25 protein-coding genes and 1 tRNA gene are annotated in these 24888 nt (G+C 60.6%); 15 read left to right on the forward strand and 11 right to left on the reverse strand.

Annotated features, from left to right (window positions below; all coding sequences use genetic code 11):
- Nucleotides 1–172 precede the first annotated feature (172 nt).
- Nucleotides 173–577 carry a DNA-directed RNA polymerase subunit omega gene (rpoZ, locus tag HX898_RS28200; RefSeq protein ID WP_003558080.1) on the reverse strand — a complete coding sequence of 135 codons (405 nt, stop codon included), beginning with the start codon at nt 575–577 and terminating at the stop codon, nt 173–175.
- Nucleotides 578–874: 297 nt separating this feature from the next.
- Between rpoZ and HX898_RS28205 the strand changes: the two genes are divergently transcribed.
- Nucleotides 875–1456 (forward strand): NYN domain-containing protein, encoded by a 582-nt coding sequence (locus tag HX898_RS28205; RefSeq protein ID WP_003558079.1) that lies wholly within the window; start codon nt 875–877, stop codon nt 1454–1456.
- A gap of 65 nt (nt 1457–1521) precedes the next feature.
- Here HX898_RS28205 and smpB read toward each other — a convergent pair whose 3' ends face one another.
- Together smpB and dapA are read right to left on the reverse strand one after the other, a co-directional pair.
- The gene (gene smpB, locus HX898_RS28210; RefSeq protein WP_003558077.1) at nt 1522–2001 is read right to left on the reverse strand and encodes an SsrA-binding protein SmpB; all 480 of its coding nucleotides are present in this window, start codon (nt 1999–2001) and stop codon (nt 1522–1524) included.
- Nucleotides 2002–2103: 102 nt separating this feature from the next.
- Nucleotides 2104–2988 carry a 4-hydroxy-tetrahydrodipicolinate synthase gene (gene dapA, locus HX898_RS28215; protein ID WP_138387660.1) on the reverse strand — a complete coding sequence of 295 codons (885 nt, stop codon included), beginning with the start codon at nt 2986–2988 and terminating at the stop codon, nt 2104–2106.
- 214 nt (nt 2989–3202) lie between these two features.
- On the opposite strand from dapA, the gene HX898_RS28220 reads away from it, so the two are divergent.
- A complete protein-coding gene (locus HX898_RS28220) occupies nt 3203–5278 on the forward strand; it encodes a lytic transglycosylase domain-containing protein (RefSeq protein WP_138387661.1) in 2076 nt (691 codons plus the stop codon).
- 65 nt (nt 5279–5343) lie between these two features.
- On the forward strand, nt 5344–6240 hold the full coding sequence (locus HX898_RS28225) for an alpha/beta hydrolase (protein WP_180196391.1): 897 nt from the start codon (nt 5344–5346) through the stop codon (nt 6238–6240).
- A gap of 100 nt (nt 6241–6340) precedes the next feature.
- Here HX898_RS28225 and HX898_RS28230 read toward each other — a convergent pair whose 3' ends face one another.
- From HX898_RS28230 to HX898_RS28245, 4 genes are all read right to left on the reverse strand, one after another.
- Complete coding sequence (locus HX898_RS28230) at nt 6341–7348, reverse strand: porin (protein ID WP_138328411.1); 1008 nt, start codon at nt 7346–7348, stop codon at nt 6341–6343.
- A gap of 558 nt (nt 7349–7906) precedes the next feature.
- Nucleotides 7907–7997: transfer RNA gene (locus HX898_RS28235), tRNA-Ser, on the reverse strand.
- A gap of 169 nt (nt 7998–8166) precedes the next feature.
- A complete protein-coding gene (locus HX898_RS28240; RefSeq protein ID WP_180196392.1) occupies nt 8167–9384 on the reverse strand; it encodes an FAD-dependent oxidoreductase in 1218 nt (405 codons plus the stop codon).
- 87 nt (nt 9385–9471) lie between these two features.
- Nucleotides 9472–10587, reverse strand: a complete 1116-nt coding sequence (locus tag HX898_RS28245; protein WP_180196393.1) for a Gfo/Idh/MocA family oxidoreductase — start codon at nt 10585–10587, stop codon at nt 9472–9474.
- Nucleotides 10588–10794: 207 nt separating this feature from the next.
- Between HX898_RS28245 and HX898_RS28250 the strand changes: the two genes are divergently transcribed.
- The 8 genes from HX898_RS28250 to HX898_RS28285 all read left to right on the forward strand — a co-directional run bounded on the left by HX898_RS28250 (nt 10795) and on the right by HX898_RS28285 (nt 19353).
- Complete coding sequence (locus HX898_RS28250; protein WP_029871480.1) at nt 10795–11670, forward strand: MurR/RpiR family transcriptional regulator; 876 nt, start codon at nt 10795–10797, stop codon at nt 11668–11670.
- A 92-nt stretch (nt 11671–11762) separates the two neighbouring features.
- A complete protein-coding gene (gene iolC, locus HX898_RS28255) occupies nt 11763–13697 on the forward strand; it encodes a 5-dehydro-2-deoxygluconokinase (protein ID WP_180196394.1) in 1935 nt (644 codons plus the stop codon).
- Nucleotides 13698–13900: 203 nt separating this feature from the next.
- Nucleotides 13901–15751, forward strand: a complete 1851-nt coding sequence (gene iolD / locus HX898_RS28260; RefSeq protein ID WP_180196395.1) for a 3D-(3,5/4)-trihydroxycyclohexane-1,2-dione acylhydrolase (decyclizing) — start codon at nt 13901–13903, stop codon at nt 15749–15751.
- A gap of 168 nt (nt 15752–15919) precedes the next feature.
- Nucleotides 15920–16840 carry a myo-inosose-2 dehydratase gene (gene iolE / locus HX898_RS28265; RefSeq protein WP_180196396.1) on the forward strand — a complete coding sequence of 307 codons (921 nt, stop codon included), beginning with the start codon at nt 15920–15922 and terminating at the stop codon, nt 16838–16840.
- A 247-nt stretch (nt 16841–17087) separates the two neighbouring features.
- Nucleotides 17088–17885, forward strand: coding sequence for a 5-deoxy-glucuronate isomerase (gene iolB / locus HX898_RS28270; RefSeq protein WP_138328418.1), 798 nt, complete (start codon nt 17088–17090; stop codon nt 17883–17885).
- Nucleotides 17886–17974: 89 nt separating this feature from the next.
- The gene (locus tag HX898_RS28275; protein ID WP_138328419.1) at nt 17975–18202 is read left to right on the forward strand and encodes a DUF1127 domain-containing protein; all 228 of its coding nucleotides are present in this window, start codon (nt 17975–17977) and stop codon (nt 18200–18202) included.
- Between the two features lie 51 nt (nt 18203–18253).
- Entirely contained in the window at nt 18254–19090 is an 837-nt protein-coding gene (locus HX898_RS28280; RefSeq protein ID WP_138328420.1) for a helix-turn-helix domain-containing protein, read from the forward strand.
- A 101-nt stretch (nt 19091–19191) separates the two neighbouring features.
- The gene (locus HX898_RS28285) at nt 19192–19353 is read left to right on the forward strand and encodes a hypothetical protein (RefSeq protein ID WP_017959744.1); all 162 of its coding nucleotides are present in this window, start codon (nt 19192–19194) and stop codon (nt 19351–19353) included.
- Between the two features lie 43 nt (nt 19354–19396).
- On the opposite strand, the gene HX898_RS28290 is transcribed toward HX898_RS28285, so the two are convergent.
- Nucleotides 19397–20764 (reverse strand): MATE family efflux transporter, encoded by a 1368-nt coding sequence (locus tag HX898_RS28290; RefSeq protein WP_180196397.1) that lies wholly within the window; start codon nt 20762–20764, stop codon nt 19397–19399.
- Nucleotides 20765–20847: 83 nt separating this feature from the next.
- Nucleotides 20848–21288 carry a glyoxalase superfamily protein gene (locus HX898_RS28295; protein ID WP_180196398.1) on the reverse strand — a complete coding sequence of 147 codons (441 nt, stop codon included), beginning with the start codon at nt 21286–21288 and terminating at the stop codon, nt 20848–20850.
- Between the two features lie 354 nt (nt 21289–21642).
- Here HX898_RS28295 and HX898_RS28300 point away from each other — a divergent pair, with 354 nt between their 5' ends.
- Nucleotides 21643–21975: a hypothetical protein gene (locus HX898_RS28300; protein ID WP_018241377.1), complete on the forward strand. Its 333-nt coding sequence runs from the start codon at nt 21643–21645 to the stop codon at nt 21973–21975.
- Here HX898_RS28300 and HX898_RS33355 read toward each other — a convergent pair.
- Complete coding sequence (locus tag HX898_RS33355; RefSeq protein WP_138328423.1) at nt 21926–22177, reverse strand: hypothetical protein; 252 nt, start codon at nt 22175–22177, stop codon at nt 21926–21928. The two genes, HX898_RS28300 and HX898_RS33355, sit on opposite strands and share 50 nt — an antisense overlap.
- A 91-nt stretch (nt 22178–22268) precedes the next feature.
- On the opposite strand from HX898_RS33355, the gene HX898_RS28305 reads away from it, so the two are divergent.
- Entirely contained in the window at nt 22269–23135 is an 867-nt protein-coding gene (locus HX898_RS28305; protein WP_180196399.1) for a LysR family transcriptional regulator, read from the forward strand.
- A gap of 64 nt (nt 23136–23199) precedes the next feature.
- Here the strand turns inward: HX898_RS28305 and HX898_RS28310 are convergent, their stop codons facing one another.
- Entirely contained in the window at nt 23200–23646 is a 447-nt protein-coding gene (locus HX898_RS28310; protein WP_138328425.1) for a host attachment family protein, read from the reverse strand.
- Nucleotides 23647–23807: 161 nt separating this feature from the next.
- Here HX898_RS28310 and HX898_RS28315 point away from each other — a divergent pair, with 161 nt between their 5' ends.
- Both HX898_RS28315 and HX898_RS28320 read left to right on the forward strand, forming a co-directional pair.
- Nucleotides 23808–24209 (forward strand): DUF2177 family protein, encoded by a 402-nt coding sequence (locus HX898_RS28315; RefSeq protein ID WP_180196400.1) that lies wholly within the window; start codon nt 23808–23810, stop codon nt 24207–24209.
- 220 nt (nt 24210–24429) lie between these two features.
- Nucleotides 24430–24831 (forward strand): pilus protein PilZ, encoded by a 402-nt coding sequence (locus HX898_RS28320; RefSeq protein WP_003558031.1) that lies wholly within the window; start codon nt 24430–24432, stop codon nt 24829–24831.
- The last annotated feature ends 57 nt before the right edge of the window (nt 24832–24888 follow it).

A 24888-nucleotide genomic window follows, 5' to 3' on the forward strand; every position in this document is an offset into this window, starting at 1 on the left:
CTCCGATAAAAATAAAAGCGCGCCAATCAACGATTGGCGCACACATGGGCAATAATATGCCTAAGCAATAAAGGTGCAAGATTGACGATTGGTAATCGTCGCTCTTTTGCATCGCATGCAGCTTTTTCAGGGTCGCATCTGACCGATGCGACGAGAGATCCAGCCGGCGCGCTTAGTAATCGTCGCTCTTTTCCGGCGGCACGAGGCCTTCGATGCCGGCAAGCAGCTCTTCTTCCGACATCTGGTCGAAAGTGATCGTCTCCGGCACATCGTCCTGCTCTTCGCTGTCGGCTGCGGCGACACCGCCGGCGGCGATCATGCTTGCCGGATCGGGCTCGGGTTCGTCGACTTCGACATGCTTTTGCAGCGAATGGATCAGATCTTCCTTGAGGTCATCGGGCGAAAGCGTCTCATCGGCAATTTCGCGCAGGGCCACCACAGGATTCTTGTCGTTGTCGCGATCGATGGTGATCGAGGCACCCTGGGAAATCAGCCGGGCGCGGTGGCTGGCGAGCAGAACCAGCTCGAAGCGGTTCTCCACCTTGTCGATGCAATCTTCAACTGTGACACGGGCCATTGCCTGTCCTTTACGGTCGTCATTTCGGGATTAACACGCCCGATACAATTAAAACCGGGCAAATACAAGTTTTTCATTCCGGCTCCCCTCGTCTTTATCCGCGGCTGAGCTAGATTCCCATGGAGAATGTCATAATTCCACCGAAGGTTGCTTGGAATATGTCGAATCGTGCCCTAAATCTTTCATATATGAATAATTCATAAAGTAAGGACCGGATCGAAATCGAAACACAAGCTATTGTTTTTATTTAAGTTTGTCCCATGCGGATTTCGATTGCTCTCATTGGATTGGTAAGCGATGTTTGACCCACGCGAAAAAATTGCACTCTTCATTGACGGCGCCAATCTCTACGCTGCATCCAAGAGCCTCGGCTTTGACATCGATTACCGCAAGCTCTTGAAAGCATTCCAGAAACGCGGATATCTGCTGCGCGCATATTATTATACCGCTCTGATCGAAGATCAGGAATATTCATCGATCCGGCCGCTGATCGACTGGCTCGACTACAACGGCTACAAAGTCGTCACCAAGCCCGCCAAGGAATTCACAGATTCCATGGGCCGCCGAAAGATCAAAGGCAACATGGACATCGAGCTTGCCATCGACGCCATGGAGCAGTCCGAAACGGTCGATCATCTCGTCATCTTCTCGGGCGACGGTGATTTCACGAACCTGGTCGAGGCGTTGCAGCGCAGAGGTCGCAAGGTCTCGGTGATCTCGACCATGGCGACCCAGCCGCCGATGATCGCCGACGACCTGCGCCGACAGGCCGATCATTTCATCGATCTCTTGTCTCTGAAGGCTGAAATCGGTCGTGATCCCTCCGAGCGGGCGCCACGCCCGGCCGAAGTTGCCCCGGTCAGCGATCTCGAGGATTGACCTCTCCATCCCGAACCGGAGTGGCCGCGACAATCAGGACGTGATCATAAACCACGGCAGCGCGGTCAGCCATGAGCCTTCAGCAGGCGGCTCTTCTGCCGGTTCCAATCGCGCTCCTTCTCGGATTCGCGCTTGTCGTGCAATTTCTTACCCTTGGCGAGCGCCAGTTCCATCTTCGCCCGACCGCGATCGTTGAAATAGATCTTCAGCGGGATCAGCGTCATGCCTTCGCGGTTGATGGCAGAGCGCAGACGATGGATTTCACGGCCCGACAGCAGCAGCTTGCGGCGCCGGCGCGGCTCGTGATTGAAGCGGTTGGCCTGCAGATATTCCGGCAGATAGGAGTTGATCAGCCAGATCTCGCCGCCCTCATCCGAGGCGTAGGATTCGGCGATATTGGCCTTGCCTTCGCGCAGCGACTTGACCTCCGTGCCCATCAGCACGATGCCCGCCTCGTAAGTATCGATGATCTCGTAGTTGAAGCGGGCCTTGCGGTTTTCGGCCACGATCTTGTTCACCACGCGCTGGCTGCCTTTGGGGGCCATGACGATATTCCAATTGCTTTTTTAGAGCGCGAAAAGCCGCACCCTCATTCCTTGCCCTTTATGTAAGGGAGAGACCCCGTCTTGTGAAGACGGCCGGTCTCGTCAGTTCAACAGGCCTGCATGGCGCATCGCGGCGTCAATCGCCGATTCCGTTGCCGGCTCCAGCGTCGAAAGCAGCGGCGAACGAACGTTGCGGCTCATCCGGCCAAGTTTGGAGAGCCCGTATTTGGCGCCGCAAAGACCCGGCTCAAGGAAGATCGCCTTGTGGAGCGGCATCAGCCGATCCTGATATTCCAGGGCGCGGGCATAGTCGCCTGCCAGCGTTGCCGCCTGGAAGTCGGCGCAAAGGCGCGGGGCAACATTGGCCGTTACCGAAATACAGCCGACACCGCCATGGGCGTTGAAGCCGAGCGCCGTCGCATCCTCGCCGGACAGCTGCCTGAAATCTGCGCCGCAGGTGATGCGCTGTTCGGAGACGCGCTCGATCTTGCCCGTCGCATCCTTGACGCCGACGATATTCCGATGCGCCTTGGCGAGCGCACCCATCGTTTCCGGTGTCATGTCGACCACCGAGCGGCCGGGGATGTTATAGATATAGATCGGCAGATCGACGGCCTCGGCGATCGCCGAAAAATGCGCGATCAAACCCTTCTGCGTCGGCTTGTTGTAATAGGGGGTGACGACCAGAACGGCGTTCGCACCGACCTTTTCGGCATGCAGGGCTAGCTCGATCGCTTCACGCGTATTGTTCGAGCCTGCGCCGGCCATGACGGGAACGCGTTTTGCGGCAACCTCGATGCAGAGCTCCACCACCCGTTTGTGCTCGGCATGCGACAGCGTCGGGGATTCGCCGGTCGTGCCGACCGGAACGAGACCACCGCTGCCTTCCTTGATCTGCCAGTCGACATGAGCGGCGAAGCTGTCTTCGTCGATCAGTCCGGCATCCGTGAAGGGGGTGACGAGGGCGGGAATGGACCCATTGAACATGCAAAGCTCCTCACGACCAAATCCTTGCTTCGGCCGCATTCCATGAATATGAGTTGCGCACCATAGAGCGCCGAAATCATCGCGACAAGCGCGCAGAGTTCGGTTTAGGGCAAATTCCGATAGCAGATGTGAATGAATTTTACCTGGTACGGTAAGGTTTCGTTAAGATGCCTCTAGCCAAATGGCAGGGCGTGTTTTCGTTGCGAGATCCCGGATGAAGAAAGCTGTCCTGATTCTGTCCGCCTTCGGCTTCATTGCCGCCGCGTGGAGCAGTGTTGCGTCGCCGCTTCCCGGCGAGAGCACTGCCATGCCTGCCGTCAAGCCGCTCGGCTTCATTCCCGAAACAGCCATACCGGAATCGATCACGACAGGCGCCATTCCGCGCAATCCGGCCATCGCGCCCGTCAACGGCGACCTGAAAGCCGGCCTCGACGCGCTTTCCGACAAGGACCCGCAGCTGGCACTTTCGATCCGCGACAGCATGCGCGACGGGACGCTCGACCGCCATATCCTCACCTGGGCGATCGCCGTTTCCGGGTTGAAGGGTGTTCCCTCCTTTGAAATCGCCAGCGCCGCGCAAGAGCTCAAGAGCTGGCCGGGACTTTCGCGGCTGCGCGCCTTTTCCGAACGCGCGATCTATGACGAAAATCCCGCCCCTTCCGCCGTGCTCGCCGCCTTCGGCGATACCGCGCCCGAGACGACGCAGGGCGCCGTCATCCTCGGCCGGGCGCTGGTTGCGTCAGGCAAGCAGGCGCAGGCGGCAAAATATATCCGCAAGGTCTGGCGCGGAGAGGCTCTCGACAAGGCGATCGAGGACAAGATCCTCATCGAGTTTTCCGCGCTGTTGACGCCTGCCGACCATAAGGCGCGGATGGACTATCTGATGTATCGCGGCCGGGTGGCGCAGGCCAAGCGCTTCGGAGACATGGGCCAGGTGCAGTCGCTCTACACGGCCTGGGCTGCCGTCGACGCCAAAGCCGGCAATGCCGGCGCCTTGCTCAACGCCGTCGATGCGAAATGGCGCGGCGATGCCGGCCTGCTGTTTGCGCGGATCGAATATCTGCGCAAGCAAGACAAATATGCCGAAGCGGCTGTGCTTCTGGAGCAGATGCCGCCCGAGCGCAGCGAACTCGTCAATTCCGGCGAATGGTGGAACGAGCAGCGCATCATCAGCCGTGGTCTCGTCGACCAGGGACAGTTCAAGCCTGCCTATCGCATCGTCGCAAACTACGCCGCAACGAGCCCGACGGATATCGTCGAGGCTGAATTCCATGCCGGATGGTACGCGCTTCGCGGCCTCCAGGACCCGGCAACGGCGGAAAGACATTTCCGCAAGATCCTGCAGACATCAAACGGACCGATCTCGGTTTCACGCGCCTGGTATTGGCTGGGACGAGCAGCGGAGGCCGGAGGCCCCGGCAAATCCAGCGAATTCTATGCGAAGGCCGCGAATTTTCCCGGCACCTTCTATGGACAGCTCGCGGCCGAAAGGCTGGGGCGAAAGACGCTTAATGTCACCTATCCCGCACCCAGCACGGCCGACCGGCAGCGCTTCCAGGCACGCGAAGCCGTGCAGGCGATCGCCCGGCTGGAGGCCGCCGGCCATGGATGGCGGGCCACCATTCTCTATCTCGCGCTCGCCGATCAACTGCAAAGCCCCGGCGAATTGGCTGTCCTTGCGGCACGGGCCGAGCAATCCGGCGATCATCATCTCTCGCTGCAGATCGGCAAGATCGCCTATGGACGCGGCATCGATGTCGCAGCGCTTGCCTTTCCGGTCGGCGTGATCCCGGCGAACGCCAATATAACGGGCTCCGGCAAGGCGCTTGCCTATGCCATCGCCCGGCAGGAAAGCGCCTTCAACCCGGCCGCCGTATCGGCGGCGAACGCGCGCGGCCTGCTGCAGCTTCTGCCGGGAACGGCCCAGGCAGTGGCCAAGCGCCACAACATCGCCTTTTCCAAGGACAAGCTAACGGCCGATGCCGGCTATAACGCGACACTCGGTGCCCATTATCTCGGCGAGCAGATCGACGCCTTCGGCGGCTCCTATATCCTCACCTTCATTGCCTATAATGCCGGGCCGAAGCGGGTGCCGGAATGGATCGGCCGCTACGGTGATCCGCGCGGCAGGCCGATCGACGAGATCGTCGACTGGATCGAGCGCATCCCCTTCCCCGAAACGCGCAACTATGTGCAGCGGGTGATGGAGAATTACGAGGTTTATAAAGCCCGTCTCGGCCAACCCACCGATATCGAGCGCGACCTGATCGGCGGACGAAGCGCCTCCTGAAGCCATTTGGCGCGGCTTGAAAAGCAAGCTACATCTTCGGGATCAAACAGGTCTCGAGGGATGCGATGCCGGATACGGATGCAGACGGTTTCCAGGAACGATTTTTCACGTCTTCTGATGGGTTGAGGCTTTATGCCCGCGACTACCAACCAGACCAGGCGGTAACCGCCGGACGGCTGCCGGTGATCTGCCTGCCCGGCCTGACCCGCAATACACGGGATTTTCATCCGCTTGCGCTGCTTCTCTCCCGGGACACAACAATGCCTCGCAGGGTGATTGCGCTCGATTCGCGCGGACGGGGAAACTCGGCATGGGATGAGAACAAGGCGAACTACAATCTCGCCATCGAGGCCGGCGACGTCCTTGCCGCCTGCGAAGCGCTCGGCATCGAGCGGGCGATCTTCGTCGGCACGTCGCGGGGCGGGCTGATCCTGCATCTGATCGCGGCGACACGGCCGGATCTTCTCGAAGCCGTCATCCTCAACGATATCGGGCCCGTGCTCGAGGCGGAGGGGCTGGCGCGGATCCGCGATTACCTCAACAGCGGCAGGAAGCCGGCGGACTGGAACGAGGCGGGTGATATATTGAAGGAAAATCATGGCGCGTCGTTTACCGCGCTTGCAGAGGAAGATTGGCGCGAGATGGCGCTTGCCCTTTATCGCGATATCGGCGGACGGCCGGTCGCCGACTTCGACCCGGCGATCGCGGAGGCACTAAAATCGATCGATTTCAGCCAGCCGCTGCCTGATCTCTGGGGGCAATTCGAAGGCCTGAGCCGGTTGCCGCTCATGCTGATCCGCGGCGAAAATACGTCGCTGCTTTCACTGGAAAGCGCCGGCGAAATGGCGCGGCGGCATTCTGGGATGATCCTTCATACCGCCGAAGGTCAAGGACACGCCCCGCTCCTGCATCTTGGCAATATTCCCACGACAATTCGAGTTTTTCTCGACACCTGCCGATAACCTCGCGAAATTGCTCAACTGACACAATGGGCCATTCGTCCAAATACAAAAAGCCCGGCTCGAGAGCCGGGCTTTCCTGATTGACCGAAGTCAGATCAGATTAGAACGCACGCTGCAGGCGGAAGTAGCCAGCCGTGGTGTCGTCATCATCTTCCGGATCGAGGTACTGAACCGAAGCCTTGGCGTAGAAGTTGTCGACGATCTGGTAATCAACCGTCAGACCAACCTTCCAGGCATCGCCGTCGCTGAAGTCGTCGCCAGCAACGTAGTAGTTGCTGTAGTACTGGACGCCAGGAGTGATCTTGAGCTTGTCGGTTGCCTTGATCGCGTATTCGGCAGCGATAGCCCATTCAGCCTTGGTGTAGTAGGAGCTCGGGCCGGTAGCGTATACGGCAGCGAGGCCGAGCGTACCAGGACCGATGTCAACCGTACCCATTGCACGGACAGCACCGTCTTCGTTGTCGACGTCGTAGCCGGCAGTGATCTGGTAGCTGAATGCACCAGCCTTGCCGCCGAGACCAACTGCAACACCAACGTTGTTGGCTTCTTCGTCCGTCTTGTAGAAGCCATCTTCGAGTTCATCGACGCTGATGCCAGCGTAGAAGGCGTCGGTTTCGTACTGATAACGGATGGAGTTATGCAGGGTGACCGGCGAGCCAATGTCGTCGGTTTCGCCGGAGAGGCCATCGTCCCACCAGCTGTAGAACAGACCAGCGCGGAAGCCGGCGATGTCGAGGTAAGCGGAGTCGAGCTTAGCAGCCTGATCGGTGGCATTGTCAGCATTGAACTGCATGACGATGACGCCGGTCAGCGGACCATACTCGGTGTCGCTCTTTGCCGTGAACTGAACCTGACCGCGGGTGAATGCATCCCAGTCAGAATCGCCGCCGACATCTTCGCCAACGTTGACCTGGAAACGGACGTAGCCGTTGATCTTGAGGCAGGTTTCGGTGCCCGGGATGTAGAAATAGCCGGTGCCGTAAGCGTCGCAGACGCGAACATATTCAACCGGTTCCGGCTCGGCAGCAACGATAGCGTCAGCAGCCTGAGCACCGGAAACTACTGCGAGAGCAGCAGCGGAGCCGAGAAGAAGGCTCTTGATGTTCATAAATGACCTCCAATTCAAAGTTTCGATCGGGTTTGGGATCTTTCGCTGAGCAGCGTTCCCTGCCCCATCCCCGTGTTTCAAGAAGTGGACGATCAGTCGCCCTTGCTTCCGACGCTGAAAATACAAGACGGAAGCCGTCACGCAATCACCAACTTACTCGGATGGGTGATTTGAGGGAGCCTTCCCGACATTCTGTTGCTGAAAGGACACAAGTCGGGCAACCGGCCCCGATTTCCTTTATGCTTTGTTAAGAAAACCCTGATTTTGCGGAGGCTTAGGTCAGACCAGCAAAGGATTGGACATGCGCTTTGCGACACATTCGTGACACTTTTTCGACAAAATGCGGCTCTTGCGGGGGATTCATGATTGCCGGAAGCGTAACCCGACGTGCACCGATCCGCTTTCGCCCCTGCTGGTGGCTGGAGCGCGGGAGGTGATTCCCGCAGGCGATTCTCTCGCTTGAGGCAGAGAGATTTTTTCGTCGCGCGGCCTAACCAACTAAGCGAACATGATTCCCGGCCAGAAACTAACGATCGATGCGCGATTAAGAGATCGGGATGGCGGAGAAGATGGGATTCGAACCCACGATACGCTTTTGACGTATACTCCCTTAGCAGGGGAGCGCCTTCGACCACTCGGCCACCTCTCCGGTGCGGCCTAACTATGGTGACCGGTCTGTGAATGCAAGGGTTTTTTGAGTTTTCACCAGAAGAAATGCAGCGAACTGCAATTCGGCCGGTTGCGCAAACAAACCGCATTTCCTGGCAAAATCCGCGGAATTTGATCGCGCTTCGTTCTCTTCGATGAAGAAGCCAAGCTCAGCTGAGCAGGCTCTTGAGGTCAGCAGAGGGGTCGGCGAGAATCGATTTATCGGGATTGGTCCCGGATTCCAGCAGTTTTTTGCCGGTCACATAGGCTTTCGCGTCGTTGATCGCATCGACGGCGATCAGCCGGCCTTCCCTGAAGTACCAGACCGAATGGGCGCCTTCGCGGGCGCCGGGGCGCAGCAGCGTCTCGTCATAACCAAGATTGAAGCCGGCGATCTGCAGCTTGACGTCATACTGGTCGGACCAGAACCACGGCTTCGGATCATAGGGCTCGCTGCCGCCGGCGATGACGGCTGCCGCCGCTTCGGCCTGGTCGACGGCGTTCTGCACCGATTCGAGCCTGATGCGGCCGCCCTGCCAGGGAAGTGCGGCGCAATCGCCAGCCGCAAAGATCGCCGGATCGGAGGTGCGGGCGAATTCGTCGACGACAATGCCGTTGGCGACTTCGAGGCCGGCTTCCTTGGCAAGCTGATCGTTCGGGGCGACACCGATGCCGACGACGGCGAAATCGATGTCGATGACCGATCCGTCGGAAAGTGCGGAGCCGGTGACGCGGCCATCCTTGCCGATCAGATGCTTGAGCCCTGTCTTCTCGCGGATCACCACGTCATGGGCCTCGTGGATCACGCGCATGATGTCGGCGGTCTCCTTCGCCGCGACGCGCTGCAGGATGCGGTCGGCCATCTCGATGACGGTGACTTCCAGGCCGCGATGGCGGGCAACGGCCGCCGCCTCGAGACCGATATAACCGCCACCGATGATGAGGACGCGGCGACCGGGGCGCATCTCGTCAGCGAGCTGATCGGCATCGCGCTTGTCGCGGGCGACATAGACGCCTTCGAGATCGCCGCCGATTGCGGCCGGCAGCCGGCGCGGCGTCGAGCCGGTGGCGAGCGCCAGCGTGCCGTAATCAAGAACGGAGCCGTCCTGCAGCAGAACCTGCTTGCTGTCCGGCTTGATCTGCTCGGCCCAGGTCGAAAGGCGAAGGTCGACGTCATTGTCCGCATACCAGTGCTCGGCGCGGAACAGCAGGCGGTCGAAAGCCATTTCGCCGAGCAGGTATTTCTTTGAGAGCGGCGGGCGCTGATAGGGGGCGACGTCTTCCGCGCCGATGAGGGTGATCGGGCGCGTATCCTTCAACGCACGCAGCTTGGCCGCCAATGCGAAACCGGCCTGTCCCGCGCCGATGATCACCAGTCTATCCGTCACGATCTCACTCCTGAAGCTGCGCCCGACAACCACGCCAAGGCCTATTCCCTACCCCACGCCCCGTCAACGGAAAGCGGCCTCTTACATTCAGCCGATCTCGATCCAGCGGCGCTCGTGGAAGGACTGTGCCATGGCATGCACCGACTTCTCTATCCTGAGACCGTCTTCGAATGTCACGATCGACGACGGCTCGCCTGATATTGCCCGGATCAGCTCACGGCATTCGATGATCTTCAGATCGTTGAAGCCGAGGCCGTGGCCTGGTGCCGGGATAAACCGATCATAAGGCTGATGGGCGGGTGCCGCCAGTATCTTGCGGAAGCCCTGCTCGGAGCCACGACCCTCGCACTGATAGAGTTCGAATTCGTTCATCCGCTCCTGGTCGTAGACGATCGAGCCTGTCGAGCCATAAATCTGCAGCGCAATCCGGCCCTTGCGACCCCAGGCGGCGCGATTCGCCATCAACACGGCGGAGATGCCGCCGCCAAGCCGCATCAGCACGTTGGCGCCATCGTGGTTTTCGACGGCACGGCGACCGCCCTCGCTCAGCGGGCGGTCGGCATAGGGTTTGACCATATCCGTTATGACGGCCTCGACATGGCCGAAGAGATACCAGAGCAGCGACAGCGGGTGCACGGCGAAATCGTCGAGCGCGCCGTAGCCGGCGGAAAGCTCGCTCTTCCAATAAAAGAAGACATCGGGATCGGCCATGAAATCCTCATCCATCTCAACGCGGATGTGGTTGACCGTGCCGATAGCGCCCTCGCCGATCAGCGTCCTGATATGCCGCATGACAGGATTCTGGATGTAATTATAGCCAAGGGCGGCAACCCTGCCTGATTTCTTTGCCGTTTCCAGCATGCGCTCGGCATCGGCATAGGCCGGCGCCATCGGCTTTTCGCACCAGACATGTTTGCCGGCCGCAAGGGCTGCAATCGCCATCTCGGCGTGGAACTGATTGGGCGTGGTGACGGAGACGACGTCGACCTCGGGGTCGGCAATCAGCGCCCGCCAGTCGGCCGTCGCCTTCTCGAAACCGAATTCACCGGCACGAGCCTCGGCAAGCCCGGCATTGGCTTCGGCCAGATGCACGAGACGCGGACGCTCGACATCGCCGAACACCGTCTTCACCGCATTCCACGCCAATGCATGGCACTTGCCCATATAACCGGTGCCGATCAAACCGATGCCGAGTGGCTTCATTTCCGTCTCCTCCAGAGCTGCGCGCGGATTTTTGGAATATTTGGATCATTTTGACAAGGGACCTAGTCGCAGGCATTTCTGCATATTTCCCGAAGAGACTGTTCAAAAGCCTTCAATTACAGTGGATTAAAAACAATTAGCGGTGTCGTTTGAAATCGTTTATGTTCGACAATATGGAATATTTGTTTCATCTCGTGAGCCACAAGCATGGATAACGATCCCCAGAGGCACGCGCGCGTGCCGCGCGATTTCGAAAGCCTGCGCAGCACCATCATCGAGCGCAAGGCGAGCATGCCGAAGCGGCTGGCGCAGGTCGCCGCCTTCGCGCTCGGCAATCCCGACGAGATCGCCTTCGGAACGACGGCGAGCATCGCGGCCGCCTCCGATGTCCAGCCGTCGACGCTGGTGCGCCTGGCGCATCATCTGGGTTACGGAGGGTTTTCCGACCTGCAGAGCATCTTTCGCGAAAGATTGCGGGACCGGACGCTAAGCTACGAAGAGCGCCTCGTCACGCTCGAGCAATCGAGCGGCGACGATGAGGACGCCAATCTGCTCTCCGGCTTCATTGCCGCGGCAAGTCAGTCGGTCAACCGGCTGGCGGCGACGGTACAGAGCGATACTTTCACCAAAGCTGTGAATATCCTTGCCAGCGCCGAGACGATCTATCTTATCGCCAAACGGCGCTCCTACCCTTTGACGGCGCACATGACCTACGCTTTTTCCAAGCTCAATATCCGCCACCAGATCGTCGCCTCGCCGAACGGCGTCGACCCTGAAATGGTGCAGTTCGCATCACCGAAGGATGCAGCGATCGCGGCGAGCTTCTCGCCCTATGCAGCCGACAGCCTCAGCCAGAGCCAGGAGCTTGCCGATCGCGGCGTCCCCGTCATTGCGATCACCGATTCGGCCTTCTCGCCGCTTGCCGCCTGCGCCACGCACTGGTTCGAGGTGGCGGAGGCCGATTTCGCCGGCTTCCGCTCGCTTTCGGCCTCGATGGCGCTCACCATGGCGTTACCGGTTGCAATCGCCGAACGGCGGCGCAAGGATCAGCAGTCCAAAGCTGCAAAAGGCAAAATGGAATAAACATTCCGAATTGACAAAATATCGGAACCGATGTTTCATTATTGAAAATTCGCAGGCACTGGAAGCCGCGCAAAATCTAGCGGGAGGACATCATGGTACAATCGAATCCGGGTTCACAGCCGGAGCCGGCGCTTGATGTGATCACCATCGGCCGTTCCTCGGTCGATCTTTACGGCCAGCAGATCGGTTCGCGGCTGGAGGATATCGGCTCCTTCGCCAAGTCCGTCGGTGGCTGCCCGGCCAATATCGCCATCGGCACGGCGCGGCTCGGCCTCAAATCCGGCCTCATCACTCGCGTCGGCGACGAGCAGATGGGACGCTTCATCCGCGAGCAGTCGGCGCGCGAAGGTGTCGCGACAGACGGCATCGTCACCGACAAGGAGCGGCTGACGGCGCTGGTGCTGCTGGCGGTCGAGGCCGAGGGTGTGTCGCCGATGATCTTCTATCGGTCGGACTGCGCCGACATGGCGCTCGATGAAGGCGATATCGACGAGGATTTCATCAGATCGTCGCGCGCCGTTCTCGTTTCCGGCACACATTTCTCACGGCCGAATACCGAAGCCGCGCAACGCAAGGCTATCCGCATCGCCAAGGCGAACGGCCGCAAGGTGATCTTCGATATCGATTACCGGCCGAACCTCTGGGGCCTTGCCGGCCATGCGGAAGGCTTCGAGCGCTATGTGAAATCCGACCGGGTCTCCTCGAAGATGAAGGAGACGCTGCCCGACTGCGATCTCATCGTCGGCACCGAAGAAGAAATCCTGATCGCTTCCGGCGCCGACGACGTGCTCGGCGCGCTGAAGGAGATCCGCCGCCTGTCACCGGCGACGATCGTCTTGAAGCGCGGCGCCATGGGCTGCATCGTCTATGACGGGCCGATCGCCGACGATCTCGAAGCCGGCATCATCGGCCAGGGTTTCCCGATCGAAGTCTTCAACGTGCTCGGCGCCGGCGATGCCTTTATGTCCGGCTTCCTGCGCGGTTTCCTGCGCGACGAGCCGCTGAAGACCTGCGCCACCTGGGCCAATGCCTGCGGCGCCTTCGCCGTCTCCCGCCTGCTCTGCTCGCCGGAATATCCGACCTGGGCGGAACTCGACCTCTTCCTGACGACCGGCAGCAAACACCGGGCGCTGCGCAAGGACGAGGCGCTCAACCATATCCACTGGGCATCGACCCGGCGCGGCGAAATCCCGCTTTTGATGGCGCTGGCGATCGACCACCGTTCGCAACTCGTCAGCGTCGCCGATGAGCTCGGCGTCGGCCATGAGAAGATTGTCGCCTTCAAGCGGCTGGCGGTAGCGGCAGCGGCGCGGGTTTCGAACGGCCGCGACGGCTACGGCATGCTGATCGACGAACGCTTCGGCCGCGACGCTTTCTTCGATGCGGCGACGAAGAATTTCTCCTGGATCGGGCGGCCGGTGGAATTGCCGGGCTCGAAGCCGCTGCGCTTCGAATTCAGCCAGGATATCGGCTCGCAGCTCGTCGAATGGCCCCTCGGTCATTGCATCAAATGCCTATGCTTCTATCATCCCGATGATCCGGCCGAATTGAAGACGGAGCAGCAAGAGAAACTGCGCACGCTGTTCGAGGCCGCCCGCAAGGTCGGCCGCGAACTACTGGTGGAGATCATCGCCGGCAAGAACGGGCCACTCACCGACGATACCATCGCGACCGCGCTGGAGGAGCTCTATGCGCTCGGCATCAAGCCGGACTGGTGGAAGCTGGAGCCGCAGGCATCCCGTGAAGCCTGGAAAAAAATCGATGCGGTGATCGCCAAAAATGATCCATGGTGCCGCGGTATCGTGCTGCTCGGGCTCGAGGCGCCCGCCAACGAGCTGATCTCCTGCTTCGAGGCGACGCTGGCAGCTCCCTCCGTGAAGGGTTTCGCCGTCGGCCGGACGATCTTTGCCGATCCGGCGCGCGCCTGGCTTTCAGGCGAAATGAACGACGAGGAAGCGATCGCCGACATGGCCGGCCGCTTCCGGCAACTGACAGAGGCGTGGCTGAAGACACGCGGACATCAGTAGACTTAGAATTAAGACCCCTCCCCAACCCCTCCCCACAAGGGGGAGGGACTTAACCCGGAGCACCGCCTCACGCCATCAGCAAGCTTCCCTTTGGAGGAGACGTTGCGGCGAGAATGAAGGGAGCCCGGCAGGTTAGCCCCTCCCCTTTGTGGGGAGGGGTTGGGGAGGGGAAAACGCGAAAAGAAAGATTGCGGGAGGACCCGATGGGCAAGACGATACGGTTGACGATGGCACAAGCCGTCGCGCATTTCCTGAAAGTACAGATGACGATCGTCGACGGCAAGAAAGTGCCGATCTTCGGTGGCGTCTGGGCGATCTTCGGTCACGGCAACGTCGCCGGCATCGGCGAGGCGCTCTATCAGGTGCGCGGCGAATTGACGACCTATCGCGCCCACAACGAACAGGGCATGGCGCATGCCGCGATCGCCTATGCCAAAGCGAATTTCCGCACGCGCTTCATGGCCTGCACGAGTTCGATCGGTCCGGGCGCGCTGAACATGGTGACGGCCGCCGGCGTGGCGCATGTCAATCGTATTCCCGTTCTCTTCCTGCCGGGCGACGTCTTCGCCAACCGTGCGCCGGATCCGGTGCTGCAGCAGATCGAGGATTTCGGCGACGGCACGGTTTCCGCCAATGATGCCTTCCGTTCGGTTTCCCGCTATTTCGACCGCATCACCCGGCCCGAGCAGATCATCACGGCGCTGAAGCGCGCCATGCAGGTCCTGACCGATCCGCTCGATTGCGGCCCGGTGACACTGTCGCTCTGCCAGGACGTTCAGGCGGAAGCCTATGATTATCCGGCAAGCCTGTTCGAGGAAAAAGTCTGGACAACCCGCCGGCCGCAGCCGGATGCGGACGAGCTGGCGAATGCCATCGCACTGATCAAGGCATCGCAGAAGCCGGTGATCGTTGCCGGCGGCGGCGTGCTTTATTCGCAGGCGACGAAGGAGCTTGCCGCCTTTGCCGAGGCCCACGGCATTCCGGTCGTCGTCAGCCAGGCGGGCAAATCGTCGATCAACGAGAACCATCCGCTGGCGCTTGGTTCGGTCGGCGTCACCGGCACCTCGGCGGCGAATGCAATCGCCGAAGAGACGGACCTCGTCATCGCCGTCGGCACGCGCTGCCAGGATTTCACCACGGGCTCCTGGGCGCTGTTCAAGAACGACAGCCTCAAGATGATCGGCCTCAATATCGCCGCCTATGACGCGGTGAAGCACGACAGTCATCCGCTGGTGGCCGATGCGCGCGAAGGGCTGAAGGCGCTTTCGGCCGGGCTTTCCGCCTGGAAGGCGCCGGCAGCGCTTGCAGAAAAGGCATCTTTAGAGAAAAAAATCTGGCTGGAGGCCGCCGCCAAGGCGATGGCAACCACCAATGCCGCCCTGCCCTCCGATGCGCAGGTGATCGGCGCGGTGGCGCGCACGATCGGCGGCGAGAATACGACGGTTCTTTGTGCTGCAGGCGGCCTTCCGGGCGAATTGCACAAGCTCTGGCCGGCGACGGCGCCGGGCAGCTATCACATGGAATACGGTTTTTCCTGCATGGGCTACGAAATCGCCGGCGGGCTCGGTGCCAAGATGGCGCGTCCCGAACGGGATGTCGTCGTCATGGTCGGCGACGGTTCCTACATGATGATGAATTCCGAGCTCGCCACCTCGGTCATGCTCGGCCTCAAGCTCAACATCGTCGTGCTCGACAATCGCGGTTACGGCTGCATCAACCGATTGCAGATGGGAACCGGCGGCGCCAACTTCAACAATCTGCTGAAGGACTCCTATCACGAGGTGATGCCGGAGATCGATTTCCGCGCGCATGCCGAAAGCATGGGCGCCATCGCCGTCAAGGTCGCCTCGATCGTGGAGCTGGAGCAGGCGCTCGCCGCCTCCAAGAAGAACGACCGCACCTCGGTCTTCGTCATCGACACCGATCCGCTGATCACCACGGAGGCCGGCGGCCACTGGTGGGATGTCGCGGTGCCTGAGGTCAGCCCGCGCGAAGAGGTCAACGAAGCGCGCAAGGGCTACGTCGAAGCACGCGCCGCCCAGCGCATCGGTTAATCTACTGCATAATTCCTTAAATCGGGATCGATTTAAGGACAAAATTATGCAGCAATTCGAAGTGCTACAGCGTCCTTTGCGCGTCTGAAAAGACGCGCGGTGCTGTAGTGCTACCATTTCTCGGAAGAGCGCCCCGGCTCTTCCGCAATGCTTTTAAGGAGAATGTTGATGAAGGCCAAACTCGGCATGTCGCCCATCGCCTGGTGGAACGACGATCTTCCTGAGCTCAGCGACGATGTGTCCCTCGAGGAATGCCTGCGGCAATCGCGCAGCGCCGGTTTCACCGGCATGGAGCAAGGCCGCCGTTTCCCTAGCAATCCGGAAGAGATGCTCCCGATCCTGCGCACCGCCGACGTGACGCTGTGCGGTGGCTGGTTCTCCGGCACGCTGGTCAATGAGGAGCTTGCCGCCAACAAGAACCGCATCGCGCCGATGATCGCGCTGTTCAAGGCGGTCAATGCACCTTGCATCGTTTATGGCGAAGTCGGTCGCTCCATCCAGGGCGACCGCTCCAAGCCGCTCGCGACCAAGCCGCGCCTCTCAGATGACGAGATGAAGGCCTATGCGCGTCGCGTCACGGAATTCGGGGAATGGTGCGCCGAGCAGGGCATGCCGCTTTCCTATCACCACCACATGGCGGCCGTGGTCGAAACCGAGCCGGAACTCGACGCCTTCATGCGCCATTCGGGCGAAGGCATCCCGCTGCTGCTCGATGCCGGCCATCTCGCCTTTGCCGGCGGCGACGTGCTGCGCGCCATCGGCAACCACCACGCCCGTATCAACCATGTTCACGTCAAGGACATCCGCAAACCTGTGGTGGATGGGCTGGATCGCAGCCGGCAGTCCTTCCTCGATGCGGTGGCGCTTGGCGCCTTCACGGTGCCTGGCGACGGCTCGCTCGATTTCGCCGCCATCGTCCAGCGGCTGGCCGATCACGGCTATGAAGGCTGGTTCGTCGTCGAGGCCGAACAGGATCCGCGAAAGGCCCCGCCGCAGAAAATGGCCGAGATCGGTCACGCCGAGTTGATGCGCGTCATGACGGCTGCGGGCTATACCGTGGAAACGGAAGGCTTCCCCAAGGGATCGTAAAAACTGTTTGTCCGGAGATTCATTCCACAAGGAGTTCGTCTTTCCGGACTGCTGGAGCAAGAACCCCCTCATCCGCCCTACGGGCACCTTTGCCTGGGTTAAGCCACCGGTCTCAACCCGTCCTTCGGACCCCCGGTGGGGAGAAGGGGAATGGAAGCGGCGCAGCATGTCCCTTCTCCCCTCGGGGAGAAGGTGGCGGCAGCCGGATGAGGGGGCCGCACCCGCCAACTTACGAGGAAAAACACCAATGCCAAATCTCAAGGTGAAACCATCAGGCACGCATGGCCGCGTCACGCATGTCACCCCGGAAAATGCCGGCTGGACCTATGTCGGCTTCGATCTGCATCGGATGAAGCCGGGCGAAACCGTCTCGGGAGAGACGGGCGATCGCGAAGTCTGCCTCGTCTGGGTGACCGGCAAGGGCAAAGCGTCTGCCGGCACCAAGGATTTCGGCACGCTCGGCGGCCGGATGAGCCCGTTCGAAGGCGCCCCGCATGCGCTCTACATCCCGATGGAATCGACGTGGTCGGTGACGGCGGAGACCGATCTGGAGCTCGCCGTCTGCTCCGCACCCGGCGGCGGCACCTATCAGGCGAAAGAAATCCCGCCCGGCACACATCCGCAGGTGACGCGCGGCAAGGGCACGAATGTGCGTTACGTCAACAATATTATGCCGGAAGACGACAGCTCGGCGCATTCGCTGCTCGTCGTCGAGGTGATTACGCCAGGCGGCCACACCTCCTCCTATCCGCCGCACAAACACGACCAGGACGACCTGCCGAACGAGAGCTTCCTGGAAGAGACCTATTATCATCGCCTCAACCCGCCGCAGGGCTTCGCTTTCCAGCGCGTCTACACCGACGATCGCTCGCTCGACGAAGCGATGGCGCTCGAGGACGGCGACGTGACGCTGGTGCCGAAAGGCTATCACCCCTGCGCCGCCTGCCATGGTTACGATCTCTATTACCTCAACGTCATGGCCGGACCGCAGCGGATCTGGAAATTCCACAATGCCGCCGAGCACGAGTGGCTGCTGAAAGCGTAAGCGTCGCGTTCGATCGCTAAATAATCTGACAGCGCGAAAACGCCGCTGATGGTTCACTGCCTCCATCCAAACACGGATGGAGGATCACCATGCACAGCCCGAATTTCACGATATCGGCCCGAAATATTCGCTCTTCGCATCTTACGCGACCCGGCCTCTTCCTTGCCGCAATCACGGTGGCGCGCTGGCTGGCGCGCAAGATGAGCGAACGACGCAACCTCAATGCGTTGATGGAGCTTTCCGACGAACAGCTGAAGGATATCGGCCTTTCCAGGGGGCAGACGGAAAGCGATGTTCATGTCTACAGCCGTTACTAAAGTGCTGCTATAAGTACGGTCGGCTCTGGCCTGTCTGATACGGAATATGCAATGTCGCAGTTCTCAACGGCACCGCTTCTGAAAACGAAGATGGTCACTATTCGTGACATCGTCTGTAATGGCGAGTGCCGTCATAAGAGCGACGAGGAATGCGCCCACAGGACGAGCCTCGTCTATCCCTATCGCGGCGTCTTCATGCGGCATGTCGGCCGCAATGATACGGTGGCCGAAGCCAATCAGGTCTTGTTCTTCAATGCCGGCCAGGGATATCGAATCAGCCACCCTATCGAGGGTGGCGACGCCTGCATCGATCTGGCGATCGACGAATCCATGCTCGAAGAGCTTACGCCGAAGGAGCAGGCACAGCCCGGCCCGCCCTTTTCCTTCCGCCGCCAGCGCCGGCGGATCGATCCACGCGCGCAGGCGCTGGTTGCGCTTCTGCGTCATGGTCTCAGCCGCAACGTCGCCGAGACGCTCGAGGCGGAGATATTGGCCCTGACGCTGGTGCGCCGCTCGCTCGGCGAGCGCACATCGCATGCGGCGGGTGCCAGCGCCGGCCGACAAAAACTCGTCGACCGGGCAAAGCTGGTGCTTTCCTCCGATCTCGCGCGGCGCTGGACACTTTCGGAAATCGCCACCGAAGTGGGCGTCTCGCCCGTTTATCTCACCCAGGTCTTCCAGCAGGTCGAGGCGACGCCACTTTACCGCTACCAGCTGCGGCTGCGGCTTGCCCGCGCGCTCGATCTGCTTGGCCAATACGAGGATCTGACGGCGCTCGGTCTCGACCTCGGCTTTTCCAGCCACAGCCATTTCAGCGCTTCCTTCAAGCAGACTTTCGGACAGACTCCGGCCGAATTCCAACGCGCGGCGCAGTTGCGACACAGGTAAAAGCTCCCATCAATCGCTAAAGATTTCGACAGCGACGATGCGGTCTTCGATGATCTTATGAGCTTGTCCCGATCGCGGGACGATCAACAGAGGATCCTCAGATGAAGAAGACCACATGCGCCGCCTGCGACTGCGAACTCGGTGCGGAGACCATCACCGTCAAGCTCGGCGGAAAGGCTGTCGAAGTCTGCTGCCAGGAATGCGCCGAGGCCTTGAATGAGGCCGAAGCTGCGACATCGGCCGCTTCGGCAGGCAAAGAATAAACAACATGAGACAAGCCGCGCCGGGGTGCGCGGCTTTTGCGTTTCAGGCGGGCAGAAGCCCGTAGCGCCAGCCGCGGCGTTTGGCGTTCTGCGACAGCACGAGGAAGGCAAGGATGAACATGCCTGCCTCGGCAAAGACCGGCACCATCCAGATCCCCTGCTCGCCGAAGACGAAGGGCAGCAGGAAGGTGAGCGGCAGGGTGAGCAGATAGGGCCGCGACAGGCCGAAGATCGCCGCGCGCGGGGCATCGCCGATCGACTGGAAATAGGACGACAGGATCAGCATCTGCCCGAAGAGAAAATAGGCGCCGATCGTCCAGGGCAGAATTCGCCTGACCTCGGCAATGATCGCCGGATCGGCGACGAAGACGGCGCCGAGGCGGCCGGCCAGCAATTCGACGGTGATCTCCACCAGGGTGCAATAAACGAGTGCTGCGAGCATGGCGATCTGCAGGCTGCGGCCGACGCGGAGCCCGAGGCCGGCACCGTGATTGTTGCCGACGATCGTCTGCAGCGCGATGCTGAGGCCAAGCAACGGCAGATAGGTGAAAGTCATGATCCGGGTGATGATGCCATAGGCCGCAACAGTTGCGACGTAGTCTGCCACGCTCCAGAGCGAGACATTGAGCAGAATGGCGGCCGAGGCCAGCGATATGCCGATGAAGCCGAGGCTCATCGGCGCGCCGAAGGCGACGATGCCGCGCCATTCGGCAAGAGCCAACCCCGGGGACGGCCTGAGTGCCGCCGGCCGGCGCCAGCGATAGGCGAGCACGGCTGCGAGACAGACGAATTGAGATGCGATGGAGCCGGCTGCCGAACCGAGCACGCCCCAATGCATCCCCGCCATGAACAGCCAGTTGGCGAGGATGTTGAGCAGTGAGGCCGACAGCGTCACCAGCGTCATGAAACCGATCTTGCCTTCGCAGCGCAATCCGTCGAGATGCAGCGACAGGAAGAAGCCGACCGGCGCACAGGTGATCATCGCGCCCATGAACAGCCTGGCGCCATTGGCAACAGTGGTATTGCCGGCGGCACCGGCATCGATGATCTGCCGCCCCACCGTCCAGTAGACCAGATTGAGGATGAGGGTAACGGCGAACGCCAGCGCATGCGCGCCGGCAAATACCCGACGCGCGCCTTGACGATCGCCGGCGCCGAGCCGGCGGGCAAGGATGCTTGCCATGCCGTTCGAGACCAGCGATTGCAAGGCGACCAGCAGCATCAGCCCGGGGAAAATCAGGCTGACGGCAGAGAGCGCGTCCGGACCGACATAGGCGCCGAGGAAATAGGCGTCGACGACGGTGAACAGGCCGTTGACGGTGGTGACGGCGACGATCGGTGCCGCCGTCCTGATGAAGACGCCCGGCAGCCAGCCGGTGAGAAAGGCATTGCCTTGGGAAGGATCGGTCATGGAGAATCCGTGCGATATGAGGCGGGCCCGATCCGGCTTAAAAGTCATCCGGATCCGGACGGTCTCAAAAGGACAAAAACAATCTAGAGATCGAGCACCAGATGCGGCACGCCGTTCGAGGTCTTCCGCGGCGAGACGCCGTCGGCATCGATCTGCGCGTTCACGCGTTGGCGAAAGGCCGAGAAGCTCTCGAAGGTGACGACATCCACCGGCTCGTCGAAATGGATGGTGATCCTGTGGAGGTCGCCGCCCGGCAGAGCCGAAAGCGCCAGGACTTCACCGGTGAACGGCTGATTGAGATAACGGCCGCGAATATGCGCGCCGACGAAGAGCGGTGTCTTCGGGCTAGCATTGGGCTTTGCCGCAAGGGCCGCGAGCGTATTCCAATCGCGCATGCCGTGCTGGCGGGCAATCATTTCCAGGGCCGCACTGTGGGTCAGCGTGGTGCCGCGATCGTTCATCCCCTGGCGCAGACGCTTGGCCTGGGCCTTCAATTCTTCAATGGCAGGATAGGTCGTCGTCATGGCGTGAGCCTTCGAAAGGCATGCTCTTCGACTGCGGATGGGAGCTCGCATTGCCGTCAGTCAGCATGCACAAAGGGCCGTGACCATGATCGCGAGGACTTCACCATGGATTTTCATCCGCGAGCGGCCGGTGCCTCGAACCGGCCTTTGTATGCGCGAACGCCGCCGACATGTCAAGAATGGCGCATCTGCCTGAGGAATGCACAGCTTTGGGGCAAATCTGCACGAAATCGGTGCGATTTTCCCGCGGCTTTCACATATGCATTCAATGTTAACGGTGATCTTCAGAAAATATCAGCATTCTTGAAGTAATATCCTGTCGTATTACAAGCGGAGGCTAAAAGGGCCTTTCAGATGCACCTCGACACAGAACACCCCAAGCCGGAACGTGCTTACAGGGAATTCAATCTCGACAGGCCCGGCAACATCATCTTCGTCGGCCATCACCTCAGCACCGGAACGCAGGTGCGCTGCCTGATCCGCACGATCACGCTTGCCGGCGCATTGCTCGAAGTCAGCCCGAACCTGGAAATACCGAGCCATTTCTTCCTCGAAATCCTCGGCATCCATGACGAGATCGGTGCGACCGTGGTCAAACGCGAAGGCGAATTGGTGACGATCAGCTTCAACATGCTGATCAATCCGGAATTCCTGCACCACGTGTTGCGATTGAACTTCGAAACCTGAGGCTTTTTCCGATCCGTGAATCATCGCGGCGCGTCGCCTTTGTTTCGCCGCTCCGTCTTGCGGCGAGACGCGCGATGATCGGAACGGCCCAGAGAAATCCGCGCCATTCCGGACGCTCGAGCGGATCGGCCAAGGGATCATGGCGGATCCGGCGATTGCCGATTTCGATTTCCCTAAAGAGAACAACCCAGTTGAGATCCATTGCTTCATCCTCCATCTATTTGCTCAGGCACTTGAGCTAAGCCTTCGCGCCCCTCCGATGTAGAGGCGCTGAGGAAAGGGGGTTTTCATCCATGAAAGATGCAAGCTGGGACGACCTGCAGCTTTTTTTCCATGTCGCGACCGGCGGCGGGCTTTCGGCGGCGGCGGCGAGCACCGGCCTCAGCGCGCCGACAATCGGCCGGCGCATGCTGGCGCTCGAACGGGTGACCGGCCGCTCGCTGTTCAGCCGAGGCCCCACCGGTTATCTGCTCGCCAAGGACGGGCAGGAGCTGCTCGATCGCGTCCGGCTGATGCAGGATGCTGCGCGTGCGATCTCCGACTGGCGCGGCGAGGTGCTGACACTGCCGATCGTCTCGACGGCCGCCGACAGCTGGACCTCCCGCTTCGTCGCCGACCATCTGGCCAGCGTCTGGACGCCGAAGGACAGCTTCCGCATGTGCTACAAGACCTGCGACGCCACCGTCGATTTCACCTATCGCGAGGCGCATATCGCCATTCGCCACAGCCGACCGGAGAGCGGCAACGTCGCGATCCGCCGTTCGGTCAAGGTGGCGCATGCGGCCTATCAGACGGCCGGCTATGACGAGAAAAACTGCAACTGGATCTCGCTCGGCACAGATACCGCCATCACGCCGGCGGACAAATGGACGTTCGAACAGCCGGATTCCTGGATCACCAGCTGGACGAACACGCCGCATATGCTGTTTTACCTCATCCGCGGCGGTGCCGGCCGCGGCGTGCTCCCCTGTTTCATCGGCGATCAGGAGCGCAGGCTCGTCCGCGCCGGGCCTGTCATCGACGAACTGACCTACGAAATGTGGATAGTTGCGCATGACGACGAGCGGCAGCGGCCGGAAGTCAGGATCGTCATCGACCGCCTGGCGGCGCTCTTTGCCGATCATGAAGAGCTGTTTACCGGGCAGAAACCGTCCGCTTGACGCGGCGGAATGAGAAAACGCGGGCCATTCGACCCGCGTTCATTATAGGTAGGCTCTTGCCGGCTCAGGCGGCGAGATGCCGCTCGATCTCGTCGACCGGCATATTGGTATAGTCTTTCGCCACTTCCGCGGTGATCACCGCCTGCGTATCGGCGCGGAGTGCCGGCCGCAGCGCGCCAAGCGCCTTCGGCGGTGCGACGAGGACAATGCGACGGGCCTTCTTTTCCTGCACCAACTCGTCGAGCTTTTCCGCCACCTGTTTCAGAAATTCGGTTTCGGCCTGATCCTGCCAACTGGTCTCCTCGACAGCGCTGCCGCTCAGTCCGTCTGCAGCATGGGTTCGGCCAGGCTTATCGGCGCCAATCTCGCGATCCGGCGCGCTCGGCTGTGTCAGGGTTTCCAGCACCTTCAGGTTCACCAGTTGGGCATCGCCGGCATTCTGCATGATCAGAGCCTTGGCTCCATCGCAGACCACGACCCATGATTCCCAAGGGATTTTTACATCAGTCATCTTCAACTCCTCGCTGTCGTCATTCGAAGCGCGCCGTGCTTCATCGATCAAGGCAGAACGCCTGGCCATTGAAAGAGTTCGGGAAAATTGCACCGAAATCGAACGGGCGGCGATCCGGCCGGCCCTGGCTGCGTAGAAAGGCCAAGTTCGGGAGATTGACGATGAAGACATCACTGCTCGCCTATGCCGGTACCTTTCTCACCCTTCTCATCTGCGACGGGATATGGCTCGGCCTCATCGCCCGCAACTTCTATCGCGATCAACTGGGAGCGCTGATGCTGCCCTCGCCTAATCTGGCGGTCGGCGCACTGTTCTACCTGTTCTTCGCCGCCGCGGTGGTTGTGCTTGCCGTGCTGCCGGCGCTGTCGGCGGGCTCGATCGCCACCGCGTTTCTCCACGGTGCCATTCTGGGACTGGCCGCCTATGGCACTTATGACATCACCAATCTCGCTACGCTTCGCAACTGGCCGCTCGCCATGAGCTTGGTCGACATGGTCTGGGGCACGGCTCTGACGGCGCTGACTGCCACCGGCGGATATCTCGCCGTCAGATTTTTTGGCTGAAACGGGAGCTTGGAGATGAAAGCCCGCGTCCCGATAATGAACATCGGGCGTCCCGCTTGGGCACAAAGTTTAAACTCGTTAAAATTGTCATTTTATATTTGACGAATGTGCAAAACATTCATGTGACCTTGGTTCGAGCAAGACCCCAGCTTGAATGAGATCAAGACCAGCTTGCTCGCGATCAAGACCCCAAATGTGCCCTGTCTGACGGAGAATGTGAATGACTATGCTCCGCGCCACACACCTTGCCACGGTCAAGTCCGCTGTCTACGACCTGCGCTGGGAAGAATTCAGCGTCAAACGGCCAGCCCGCATCGTCGCCGTCCGGCCGTGCCTCACAGGCGTCTCCATGCGAAGCGCCGAGATCATCGATATCTCCCAGGGCGGTGCCACCTTCATCGTCTCGACCACGGCCGGCCTGCCAAAGCATTATTATCTCAACATTCTTGGCCTCGCCTACCGGATCGGCTGCGCGGAGGTCTATCGCCATAAGGAACGCATCGGGGTGCGGTTCATCAACATCATGGACCCCGAGGTTCTGCGCCGCGTCGTCCGTACCGATTTCCTTGTCGGCAACATGGAAGCAATCGCTGCCCGACGCGCGCCGATCTTCCGCGCCTGAACAGGCCGAGTCGTTGCGGAAATAATCTTGCTTGCGTTGGCCGTGCCCGGGCCTATT

It is taken from the genome of Rhizobium sp. WYCCWR 11128 (assembly GCF_013416305.1).
Taxonomy (GTDB): domain Bacteria; phylum Pseudomonadota; class Alphaproteobacteria; order Rhizobiales; family Rhizobiaceae; genus Rhizobium; species Rhizobium indicum.

Coding starts and splice junctions, on each gene's coding strand:
- iolE (WP_180196396.1), top strand. CDS start 15,920: ATGAAGGCCAAACTCGGCATGTCGCCCATCGCCTGGTGGAACGACGAT.
- HX898_RS28225 (WP_180196391.1), top strand. CDS start 5,344: ATGCCGGATACGGATGCAGACGGTTTCCAGGAACGATTTTTCACGTCT.
- HX898_RS28230 (WP_138328411.1), bottom strand. CDS start 7,348: ATGAACATCAAGAGCCTTCTTCTCGGCTCCGCTGCTGCTCTCGCAGTA.
- HX898_RS28290 (WP_180196397.1), bottom strand. CDS start 20,764: ATGACCGATCCTTCCCAAGGCAATGCCTTTCTCACCGGCTGGCTGCCG.
- HX898_RS28320 (WP_003558031.1), top strand. CDS start 24,430: ATGACTATGCTCCGCGCCACACACCTTGCCACGGTCAAGTCCGCTGTC.
- iolC (WP_180196394.1), top strand. CDS start 11,763: ATGGTACAATCGAATCCGGGTTCACAGCCGGAGCCGGCGCTTGATGTG.
- HX898_RS28220 (WP_138387661.1), top strand. CDS start 3,203: ATGAAGAAAGCTGTCCTGATTCTGTCCGCCTTCGGCTTCATTGCCGCC.
- HX898_RS28245 (WP_180196393.1), bottom strand. CDS start 10,587: ATGAAGCCACTCGGCATCGGTTTGATCGGCACCGGTTATATGGGCAAG.
- HX898_RS33355 (WP_138328423.1), bottom strand. CDS start 22,177: ATGGATCTCAACTGGGTTGTTCTCTTTAGGGAAATCGAAATCGGCAAT.
- HX898_RS28280 (WP_138328420.1), top strand. CDS start 18,254: ATGTCGCAGTTCTCAACGGCACCGCTTCTGAAAACGAAGATGGTCACT.
- smpB (WP_003558077.1), bottom strand. CDS start 2,001: ATGGCCCCCAAAGGCAGCCAGCGCGTGGTGAACAAGATCGTGGCCGAA.
- iolD (WP_180196395.1), top strand. CDS start 13,901: ATGGGCAAGACGATACGGTTGACGATGGCACAAGCCGTCGCGCATTTC.
- dapA (WP_138387660.1), bottom strand. CDS start 2,988: ATGTTCAATGGGTCCATTCCCGCCCTCGTCACCCCCTTCACGGATGCC.
- iolB (WP_138328418.1), top strand. CDS start 17,088: ATGCCAAATCTCAAGGTGAAACCATCAGGCACGCATGGCCGCGTCACG.
- HX898_RS28305 (WP_180196399.1), top strand. CDS start 22,269: ATGAAAGATGCAAGCTGGGACGACCTGCAGCTTTTTTTCCATGTCGCG.
- HX898_RS28285 (WP_017959744.1), top strand. CDS start 19,192: ATGAAGAAGACCACATGCGCCGCCTGCGACTGCGAACTCGGTGCGGAG.
- HX898_RS28310 (WP_138328425.1), bottom strand. CDS start 23,646: ATGACTGATGTAAAAATCCCTTGGGAATCATGGGTCGTGGTCTGCGAT.
- rpoZ (WP_003558080.1), bottom strand. CDS start 577: ATGGCCCGTGTCACAGTTGAAGATTGCATCGACAAGGTGGAGAACCGC.
- HX898_RS28300 (WP_018241377.1), top strand. CDS start 21,643: ATGCACCTCGACACAGAACACCCCAAGCCGGAACGTGCTTACAGGGAA.
- HX898_RS28275 (WP_138328419.1), top strand. CDS start 17,975: ATGCACAGCCCGAATTTCACGATATCGGCCCGAAATATTCGCTCTTCG.
- HX898_RS28250 (WP_029871480.1), top strand. CDS start 10,795: ATGGATAACGATCCCCAGAGGCACGCGCGCGTGCCGCGCGATTTCGAA.
- HX898_RS28295 (WP_180196398.1), bottom strand. CDS start 21,288: ATGACGACGACCTATCCTGCCATTGAAGAATTGAAGGCCCAGGCCAAG.
- HX898_RS28315 (WP_180196400.1), top strand. CDS start 23,808: ATGAAGACATCACTGCTCGCCTATGCCGGTACCTTTCTCACCCTTCTC.
- HX898_RS28205 (WP_003558079.1), top strand. CDS start 875: ATGTTTGACCCACGCGAAAAAATTGCACTCTTCATTGACGGCGCCAAT.